The sequence below is a fragment of the Teichococcus aestuarii genome (assembly GCF_003116135.1).
Classification (GTDB): domain Bacteria; phylum Pseudomonadota; class Alphaproteobacteria; order Acetobacterales; family Acetobacteraceae; genus Pseudoroseomonas; species Pseudoroseomonas aestuarii.
Genome location: NZ_PDOA01000049.1, coordinates 1 through 8,784, shown reverse-complemented (window position 1 = coordinate 8,784; position 8,784 = coordinate 1). Strand labels below are relative to the sequence as shown.

At 64.6% G+C, this 8,784-nt stretch carries 6 protein-coding genes; all 6 read right to left on the bottom strand.

What is annotated here, in order from left to right; translation table 11 throughout:
- Nucleotides 1-150: 150 nt before the first annotated feature.
- Complete coding sequence (locus CR165_RS23795) at nucleotides 151-1,263, bottom strand: ABC transporter permease (protein WP_109519372.1); 1,113 nt, start codon at nucleotides 1,261-1,263, stop codon at nucleotides 151-153.
- 2 nt (nucleotides 1,264-1,265) lie between these two features.
- Nucleotides 1,266-4,088 (bottom strand): ribosome-associated ATPase/putative transporter RbbA, encoded by a 2,823-nt coding sequence (gene rbbA, locus CR165_RS23790; protein WP_109519371.1) that lies wholly within the window; start codon nucleotides 4,086-4,088, stop codon nucleotides 1,266-1,268.
- Nucleotides 4,052-5,128 carry an HlyD family secretion protein gene (locus tag CR165_RS23785; protein ID WP_245906737.1) on the bottom strand — a complete coding sequence of 359 codons (1,077 nt, stop codon included), beginning with the start codon at nucleotides 5,126-5,128 and terminating at the stop codon, nucleotides 4,052-4,054. The genes rbbA and CR165_RS23785 overlap by 37 nt, the downstream gene beginning before the upstream one ends.
- 331 nt (nucleotides 5,129-5,459) lie before the next feature.
- Entirely contained in the window at nucleotides 5,460-6,695 is a 1,236-nt protein-coding gene (locus tag CR165_RS23780) for an NADH-ubiquinone oxidoreductase-F iron-sulfur binding region domain-containing protein (protein ID WP_109519370.1), read from the bottom strand.
- On the bottom strand, nucleotides 6,692-8,311 hold the full coding sequence (locus CR165_RS23775) for an FAD-binding protein (protein WP_109519369.1): 1,620 nt from the start codon (nucleotides 8,309-8,311) through the stop codon (nucleotides 6,692-6,694). The genes CR165_RS23780 and CR165_RS23775 overlap by 4 nt, the downstream gene beginning before the upstream one ends.
- On the bottom strand, nucleotides 8,308-8,649 hold the full coding sequence (locus CR165_RS23770) for a 4Fe-4S dicluster domain-containing protein (protein ID WP_281262131.1): 342 nt from the start codon (nucleotides 8,647-8,649) through the stop codon (nucleotides 8,308-8,310). Before CR165_RS23770 ends, CR165_RS23775 begins: the two co-directional genes overlap by 4 nt.
- Nucleotides 8,650-8,784 lie beyond the last annotated feature (135 nt).

Below are 8,784 nucleotides of genomic sequence, written 5' to 3'. Positions count from 1 at the left end.
ATCTGTCGGGTAGCGCCGCCGCTCAAACGCTGCCTGCCGGGCACGGTGTTCCTTGGTCCACATCCAGCCCATCTGGCCACGCAGGGACGCCCAAACACCTCACCACCAGCATTCTCAAACAGGCAGTCAGATGCGGTCGGGAGCCTGCTGTCAGCGCAGAAACTGTCGAAAGCGCCTCAAGGACAGGGCGAAGAGCGTCGCGCCGATGGCCAACATAGCAAGGAACTGCGGCCATACGACATCCAGGCCCGCCCCTCGGAACAGAACAGCCTGCGCCAACATGACAAAATGTGTGTTTGGGGCAGCCAGCATGATCGTCTGGATGATCTCCGGCATGCTCTCCCGTGGCGAGGTGCCGCCGGACAGTACTTGCATCGGCAGCAAGACCAGCATCAACAGCAGGCCGAACTGCGGCATCGATCCGGCCACCGTGGCAAGGAAGATTCCAAGTGACGTCGTTGCAAAGAGCTGCAGAGCTCCTCCCGCCAGGAATAGTGCGACGGAGCCGTGGATAGGAACCGCAAGAAGCCCTTGCACGACAAAGACCATGGAAAAGGCTGTGGCGATGAGCACCACAAGACCCATGGACCAGATCTTGCTGAGCATGATCTCGGTGGCTGTCACGGGCATGACCAGCAGATGCTCGATCGTGCCATGTTCCCGCTCCCGGATCAGTGCCGCGCCGGTCAGGATGATCGACAGCATCGTGACAGAGGAGATGACATTGGTGATGGCGCCGAACCAGCCTTTGTTAAGTTCCTGGTTGAACCGTGACCGTAGAACGAGCTCCACCGGAACTGTGGCGCCGCCACGATAGCCAGCCAGGAACTCCGCAACTTCGCTCGTGGTAATGGACTGGACGTAGCCGCCGCCCGAAAACGCCTGCGTCATCCGCGTGGCATCGATATTGAGCAGGATGGTGGGTGAGTGTCCAGCCAGGAGATCACGCTGGAAGTTGGGCGGAATGTCCAAGGCGAAGGTGTCGAGACCTGCATCCATGCGGCGATCCATCTCCGGCTGCGAGATGATGCGAGGCACGGCGAAGTACGGTGGATTGAAAGCGGTGATGATCCGCGAGGACACCGGCGACTGGTCTTCGTCCACAACAGCGATAGCCGCCTGATTCAACGTCTCCGGCATCGCCTTCGAAGCGGTGTAGATCGAGAGCGTGAAGGCATAGACGATCAGCACCAGCAGCATCGGGTCCCGGGCGAGGCCCCGCAGTTCCTTGGTGCCCAGCTGGAGGATGTTCCTGCCCCGCACTGTCAGTCCGCCTGCTTCTTGAGAAGCAGGGTACCCAGCAGAAGCAGAACAGGAATAGCGATCAGCAGCGGCACGAAGTTGGCCCAGAGATCTCCGAAATCCAGTGCCTTGGAGAAGGTCCCCCGCGATATTGTCACGAAATAGGTCGTGGGATAGATCCGGCCGATCAGCGCTCCAGCGCCCTGCAGGGATGAGACGGGATCGATGATGCCTGAATACTGCACGGCGGGAATCAGGGTTAGCAGGGCGGTCCCGAAAATGGCCGCGATCTGGCTGTTCATGAAGGCCGAGATCACCAACCCTATCCCGGTCGTAGCGGTCACGTAGAGGAAGGCCGCGGCCGTGAAGGTGAGCAGGCTGCCGGTGAAAGGAACACGGAAGACAAAGATAGCGAAGGCGGTCAGCATGACAAAATTGAACATCGCCAGGGCAATGTAGGGGATCTGCTTACCCAGCAAGAATTCCAGCCGCGTGACGGGCGTCACGTAGAAATTGATGATCGAGCCCAGCTCCTTCTCCCGAACGACGCTGAGAACAGCCAGCATGGCAGGAATCATCATAAGAAGCAGCGGAATGACAGCCGGCACCATGGCCACGATGCTCTGGATATCGGGATTGTAGCGGTAGCGGACGGCCAGCTGGAAGCTGCCCGCGATGGCTGCATCACCGTAGTTCTGCCGGGCCTTCTGGGTCAGCCAGTCCTGATGCATGCCCTGGACATAGCCGCGCACCGTTTCCGCCCTAGCCGGCATCGCGCCGTCGATCCAGGCCCCGATCTCGATGGCCCTGCCGCGGGATACATCGCGAGCGAATCCCGGGGGAATCTCGATCGCCAGGTTCAGTTCGCCATTGCGCATCTGCCGGTCAAGATCGGCGTAATCGGCGATGGGCGGTTTTTCGGTGAAGTAGCGAGAGCCGGCGATTTGCAGCGTATAGTCGCGGCTCACTGTCGTATCGTCACGATCAAGCACGGCAAAGGACAGGTTGCCGACGTCCATATTAATGCCATAGCCGATCACGAACATCAGAATCACGCTGCCGAGAAGTGCCAAGGTCGCCCGGATGGGATCACGCCGCAGCTCCAGGGATTCCCGTTGCGTAAAGGCGAAGACCCGGCGCAGATCGAAAAAGCGGTTCCACCTGGCAACCGGGGCAGACTGAGCCGGCCTTGGGGAAATGGCCTGGACGGGTATGGCTTCCGGCTCCACGGCTTCACCGCCTGCGAAATCCCGAATTGCATCCTCCAGATAGCCGATGAAGGCTTCTTCCAGCGTCGCCGCGCCGCGCGCCTCCATAATCACGCCGGGCTTCTCGCTGATCAGCACCTTTCCCGCGTGCATGAGCGAGATGCGGTCGCAGAGCTGCGCCTCGTTCATGAAATGGGTGGAGACAAAGATCGTGACATGATCCTGGCGGGACAGATCGGAAAGGATGCGCCAGAAGCTGTCGCGCGCGATCGGATCCACGCCGGATGTCGGCTCGTCAAGGATCAGGATTTCCGGCGAATGGACCATCGCCACGGCGAGCGAAAGCCGTTGACGTATACCGAGGGGCAAGGATTCCGGCCAGGCGTCCAGCACCTCGCCAAGGCCGAAGCGGGAAACCATCTCCTCGATCCGGGCAGGAATCGATGCTGGCTCCATGCTGAAGAGCCGCGCGTGCAGCTCGAGATTCTGCCGCACCGTCAGTTCGGTGTAGAGCGAGAAGGCTTGCGACATATAGCCCACGCGGCGGCGAACCGCCATGTCGCCGGGATCGACCTCCTTACCAAAGAGGCGTGCTCGGCCTTCACTGGGGACCAGAAGGCCGGTGAGCATCTTCATGGTGGTGGTTTTGCCGCAGCCATTGGAACCGAGGAAGCCGAAGATCTCTCCCTTGCCGATGCGGAAGACTACGTCATCGACCGCGGTGAAATCGCCGAACCGCATCGTCAGATGCTCGGCCTCGATAGCGGCCTCGCCTTCCGTATCACGCCTTGGCGGGATGACAACGTCCTTGTGCCCCCGTCGCCCTTCTTCCGGCAGCAGCGCAATGAATGCCGCGTCCAGAGTTGTCGCCCCGGTCTGGCGGCGCAGCTCCTCGGGCGTTCCGGTCGCGAGCACCTGGCCCGCATCCATTGCCACCAGCCAGTCGAAGCGCTCTGCCTCCTCCATATAGGCGGTCGCGACGATGACGCTCATGCCAGGCCGGTCCTGGCGGATATCGTCGATCAGTTCCCAGAACTGCCGGCGCGACAGAGGATCCACGCCGGTCGTCGGTTCGTCCAGGATCAGCAGGTCGGGGTCATGAATGAGCGCGCAGCAGAGGCCAAGCTTCTGCTTCATGCCTCCGGAGAGCTTGCCAGCTGGCCGGTTTGCAAAGGGAGACAGGCCAGTGCTGCGCAGCAGATCAGCAATCCGCCTTGCACGTTCCTGCCTGTCATGACCGAACAGCCGGCCGAAAAAGTCGACATTCTCAAAGACGGACAGGGTGGGGTAGAGATTCCTGCCCAGACCCTGCGGCATATAGGCGATCCGGGCATAGATGCTTTCCCGGTGCGCCCTGTCAGCGATGTTGCCCCCCAGAACTTCGACCCTGCCCTGCTGAACGGCGCGGGCGCCTGAGATCAGGGACAGCAGACTCGATTTGCCGACGCCATCGGGCCCGATCAACCCGACCATGATGCCCGCTGGAAGGTCCAGGTTGATCCCTTCCAGGGCCGGTGTCTTGCCGTAGCGCAGGGAGACAGCCTTGATCCGCGCCACGGCTGGGCGGCCATCAGGTTCCTCGCCGAAAAATCCTGGGCCAGTCATTGCACCAACGGGCCGCTCAGGCTTGCCGGCCATTCGACCTCTGGGTTGAGCCGGACATAAGCCATGCCGGGCAGCCCGGTCTTTACCTGGCGAATATGCTGTTCAAGCAGTTCGGGCGCGATCTGCGCCCGGATGCGGAACATCAGCTTCTGCCGCTCTTCAGCCGTTTCCACCGTCTTTGGAGTGAACTGGGCGACATCAGCCACGAAGCTTGCCTTGGCGGGAATGACGTACCGGGGCGCCGCATCCAGCACAAGGCGAACCTCCGTCCCGATCTCAACGCGCCCCGCCTCACCGGTTGGCAAGAAGAAGGTCATGTAGACATCGCCCAGATCGACGAGATTGAGCACCCGGCCACCGGCCGCGCGCACCTCCCCAGGCTCGGCGATGCGATACTGAACACGTCCAGCCCGCGGCGCGATCAGGGTGCTGTCATTGATATCCGCCACGATGCTCTCGATGCTTGCTTTCGCAGCATCGACAGATGACTCTGCATCGACCACCTGTGCCCTGGCAGCGCTGATGGCCGCATCCGAGGCAGCCAGCTGCGCCCGAGCGGCGCCGACCGCAGCCCGGGCTCCCTCGTGGGCTGCGCGGTTGTCATCCAGCGTTTGGATCGAGACGGTACTGCTTGTCGCCAGTCGCTCGGACCGCGCCAGCCGCTTGGCCGCAGCATCGAGCTCCGCCTGCCGCTGTGCAACAACGGCAACAGCTGCCATCTTCTCCGCCTCGCGCTGCGCCACAAGGCTCTGCGCCGTTCCAATGGCGATATTCGCGCGCCGAAGCTGAGCCTCGGCTTCCCGTTTCCGGGCTTCGAGCTGCGCGGTGTCCATGTGGGCAAGTACCTGGCCTACCTCGACGAAGTCGCCTTCCCGGACCAGGATGTCCCGAACCCGCCCCGCTGCCTTGGTCGAGATATCAATCTCGGTTGCCTCGATACGCCCGTTTCCGCTGGCGAATCCCTCCGGAAGGCCGCTGCCGCTGAGCTGCTTCCAGGCATAAGAGCCTGCAACAGCGATGAGCAGGGCAAGAGCTATGAGAAGCAGTCGTTTGCGACGCGCTCTCATCGCCATCTGAACTTGGGTCCGTCGTCCAGTCGGTCAGGCAATGGAATGCTCATCGCGACCCTTTTTGCGGGGGTTCGAACAGCTTTCTAAACCGAATAGAATCCTGAAGCCTGTGAACCAGGCCTCCAATTCTGTGCTGATGTTGCCGCCTGTGGGTCAACAACAGCAAGTCGCTTTACTGTGTTCTGGCTGTCTGGTTGCGGAGCATCGTCGGAATCGCTGCTGTAGGCACTTGATCGGCGCCGCAACTCATGATCGCCAGCCTCATCGGCTCCCGATGATGTCCCGCGATCAGGCACCTCCCGGATCGGCTGAGATCAATTTCGGGTTGCAACGCTCAGCCACGCCTCAGCGCCCGCTCGTACTCTCCCCGGAAAGCCTTAAGGGATGAAGCCAGTACCGTCGCCGCTCCATCCACCAGCCCGCAGCGGCCACTCCCTGGGAGAAGCTCTGCCAGGTTCTCCAGCGCCTGCAGGTCACCGGGCCGCCCTGCCCCTGCCTCGACCCGCTCCAGGATGCGCGATACCTGGTGCGTGCCGATCTTGCAGGGCGGGCACTGGCCGCAGGAATTGGCCGCGAAGAAGGCGACGTATTCCGCCGTCTTGCGCAGGATGCTGGTGCCTTCCCCCACCACGATCATCGCCCCTGTGCCGAGGCGGGAGCCACGCTTTCGCAGGTTGTCGAAATCCAGCGGCACATCGAGATCGTCCGCCGTCAGCAGGGTGTTGGAGGGGCCGCCGGTGAAGACCGCCTTGAAGGACTTGCCGCCCAGCATGCCGCCGCCCTGCTCGAAAACAAGGCTGTGGAGCGAGGTGCCCATAGGCAGTTCGTGCAGCCCTGGGCGCAGCACGTCGCCGGAGAGCGAGAAGAGCTTGGTGCCGGGTGCACCGCCAAGGCCGAGGCCACGATACCATTCCGGCCCATGACGCAGGATCTGCCCGGCATGGGCCAGGGTTTCGACATTGTTCACCAGCGTCGGCGCGCTGTTCACGCCCTTTTCCGCCGGATAGGGTGGCTTCAGCGTAGGGAAGGGAAAGCCGCCCATGACGCTGGCCACCGCCGCCGTCTCCTCGCCCCCGACATAGAGGCCGGAGCCAGTGATGACGAGGAGATGCAGCTCCTCCCCGATCGCCTCGGAGAGCCGTGCGAAGAGCGGATGTGCCTCCCATTGCGTCACCGCCTCCCGCAGCACCCGTACCGCGGCCGCCTCGCGCGGGTTGACGTAGAGGACGACATTGGCGGCCTTCACCGCCAGCGCCGCGACCAGCGCTCCCTCGATCACCTGATGCGGCGTGCGGGAAAGCAGGAAGCGGTCCTTGAAGGTGCCCGGCTCGTCCTCGTTGCCGTTGCAGACCACCCATTTGCCAGGGCCGGGCTGTGCCGCCACGGCGGACCATTTGCGGTGGGTGGGAAAGCCCGCACCGCCCAGGCCACGCAGGCCGGCGGCCTCGATGGTCGGGATGATGCCGGCAGGATCGGCCAGGGCGTTCTCCAGCCCGGCGGCGGCGCCCGCCGCCATCCAGGCGGCGAGATCGGCGCCGACGCAGATGCGCTCGTCGGTCAGGACCTTCATGCCGCCTTCCCCCGCTCGGTGGCCATGTTGAAATTTCCATAAGGTGGAAAGATCATCGGTGCCTTGAGGGTTAACGGCAGGTCCTGGGCGATCAGGGCGCGGCGCCAGTCCGCCAGATGGTTCAGCCCAATGTTGCGCGGGCGCTCTACCCGCGCATCGGTGGCAGCGGCGTGCCCGGCTCGGCGGCCGAAGGCCACCAGTTCCAGCAGGGCATTGCCCATCATGCGGTTACGGCCATGCAGCCCGCCTGTCACCTCGCCGGCGCAGAGCAGGCCGGGCACGCCGCTCCAGCCATCCGGGTCGATGGCGACGCCACCATTCTGGTAATGCAGCGTCGGGTGGATCAGGAAGGGTTCAGCCGCCGCGTCGAAGCCGGCGCGCTGCGCCAGGTGGGCGAGCGTCGTCAGGCTCCTGCCGAGAATGCCGGGCTTCTCCCGCTCCAGGCCCGGCGTGTCGAGGAAGACGCCGGCACGGTCGCCGCGGAGAATGCCACGCCCCTCGGCGATCTCCCGCAGGATGGCGGCGGCCACCACGTCGCGCGTGCTCAGCTCATCGACGAAGCGCTCGGCCAGCCCGTTGACCAGGGCGGCGCCGGAGGCGCGGGCGGATTCGCTGACCAGCTGCCCCTCCATATGCGGCGGCCAGGCAATGCCAGTGGGATGATACTGGAAGCTGTCCACCTCACGCAGCGCGGCACCGAGGCGATAGGCCAGCACCACCCCATCCGCCGTGGCGCCATAGTGGTTGGAGGTAGGAAAACCGGCGATATGCAGCCGCCCGGCGCCACCCGTGGCCAGCACCGTGGCGCCGGCCCGGGCCAGCACTGTGCGGCCCTGGGCGAGGTCGTGCAACGCGGCGCCGGCGCAGCGTCCGCGGTCGTCGGTCAGCAGTTCCAGCGCTGGGTGGCGGTCCAGCAGGGTGATGCCGGGTTGCAGCAGTACGGCCTCGCGCAGCGCCCGCATCATCTCGAGGCCGGTGAAGTCGCGGTAGGAGAGCAGCCGCGCGGCCGTGGCGCCGCCCGGCTTCCTGCGCAGCAGGCTGCCGCCCATGCGCTCGCTGCCCTCGGCGAGGTCGAAGCTCATGCCCTCCTGGATCAGCCAGCGGATCACGCCCGGGCCGTCGGAAGCCAGCGCCGCCACCAACGCCTTGTCGGCCATGAAATGACCGGCGCGCAGCGTGTCCTCGAAGTGGCGCTGCAGACTGTCCTCATCCCCGATGGCGGCCTGGATTCCGCCCTCGGCCATCACCGTGTTGCTGTCGCCAAGGCGCAGCTTGGTGGCCAGGATCACCCGGGCCCCGGCCCGTGCCGCGGTGAGCGCGGCGACACAGCCCGCGCCGCCGCCGCCGATCACCAGCACATCCGCGTCCAGCAAGGGTGCTCCGGCGATGTCCACATCCTCGACCAGCGAGTCGGATTGCAGCAGCGCGGCCAGTTCCACCCGGCAGGGCAAGCCGGCGCTGGCACCGACACGGAGCGGCACAATGGCGCCGGGTCGGTGGTCGGGATGAAAGCAGTCCAGCAGCTCGGGTACCGGCAAGGCCAGGGCCCGCGCCGGGGCTGGCATCCTGGCGCGCCAGGCAGCCAGGGCCTCGGCATGGGGGATGCCGCCGCTCATGACTGCACCGGCGGATTGGCGCCGGGCGCATCCGGGTCGATGGGCTGCCGCCCCTGCTCGATCTCGCGCAACCGGCGGATCAGGTCGGCGGGACGCAGCGTGAGCGAGGCAGCCATGCGCCGCACGAACTGGCCCAGATGCGCCGGGTCGATATGCTCGGGGCAGGCGGCGACACAGAGGTTGCACATCACGCATTGATCGAAGAGTGCCGCCGCGGTGAAGGCCTCGCCTGCCGCGGAGAGGTTCACCATGCGCTGCACCTCGATGCCCTTGGGGCAGGCCCGGTCGCAGCCACTGCAATGGCGGCAGTTCTTGGCCTCTGGGAAGACGGCATCGATCTGGTCTAAGGCCTGTTAGAGCTTGAATGCTACTCCCATGTTTTGGGTATGGCGAAGGGCAAGGACGAGCAGCTTCTCACGGATGCGACCTGGGCGGTGTGGGAGCCGCTGATCGAGGCGGCCAGGCCTCACGGT